General features: G+C 44.6%; 1 protein-coding gene. It reads left to right on the top strand.

The features are described from left to right. Nucleotides 1-1,035 (top strand): elongation factor Tu (gene tuf / locus AAEZ02_RS21710; RefSeq protein ID WP_351079423.1); only part of this gene is annotated, 1,035 nt, incomplete at its 5' end. Nucleotides 1,036-1,083 lie beyond the last annotated feature (48 nt).

The following is a 1,083-nucleotide window of genomic DNA, read 5'->3' as shown; positions in this document are numbered from 1 at the left end:
GATAACGCTCCAGAAGAGCGTGAGCGCGGTATTACAATTAATACTTCTCACATCGAATATGACACACCATTACGTCACTACGCACACGTAGATTGTCCAGGTCACGCGGATTATGTTAAGAACATGATTACCGGTGCTGCACAGATGGACGGCGCAATCTTAGTAGTAGCTGCTACTGATGGCCCAATGCCACAAACACGTGAGCACATCTTGCTTTCTCGTCAAGTAGGTGTCCCTTTCATCATCGTATTCATGAACAAATGTGACATGGTAGATGACGAAGAATTACTAGAATTAGTAGAAATGGAAGTGCGTGAGCTTCTTTCAGAATACGACTTCCCAGGTGATGATTTACCAGTAATCCAAGGTTCAGCGCTTAAGGCACTAGAAGGCCAGCCAGAGTGGGAAGCTAAAATTCTTGAGCTTGCAGAAGCTTTAGATACTTATATTCCAGAGCCAGAGCGTGACATCGATAAGCCGTTCCTACTACCAATCGAAGACGTATTCTCGATTTCAGGTCGTGGAACAGTGGTAACCGGTCGTGTTGAACGTGGTATCGTTCGTATATCAGACGAAGTAGAAATTGTTGGTGTTAGACCAACAACTAAAACGACTTGTACTGGTGTAGAAATGTTCCGTAAGTTACTTGACGAAGGTCGTGCTGGCGAAAACTGTGGTGTGTTATTACGTGGAACTAAGCGTGATGATGTTGAACGTGGTCAAGTACTAGCTAAGCCTGGTTCAATTAACCCACACACAACGTTTGAGTCAGAAGTCTACGTGTTGTCCAAAGAAGAAGGCGGACGTCATACTCCATTCTTCAAAGGCTACCGTCCACAGTTCTTCTTCCGTACAACAGACGTAACAGGCACAATTGAGTTACCAGAAGGCGTAGAAATGGTTATGCCTGGTGATAACATCAAGATGGTAGTTACACTGATTTACCCAATCGCGATGGATGACGGTTTACGTTTTGCTATCCGTGAAGGTGGCCGTACAGTTGGTGCAGGTGTTGTAGCTAAAATTATCGCGTAATAGCGACTTTAGTGAACACTGAAAAAGGAAGCCTCGGCTTCCTTTTTT

Origin of the sequence: Shewanella sp. T24-MNA-CIBAN-0130 (genome assembly GCF_040310185.1) — a bacterium.
Taxonomy (GTDB): domain Bacteria; phylum Pseudomonadota; class Gammaproteobacteria; order Enterobacterales; family Shewanellaceae; genus Shewanella; species Shewanella psychromarinicola.
Note: the sequence above shows the minus strand (reverse complement) of the source record. Positions and strands in the feature narration are given on the sequence as shown.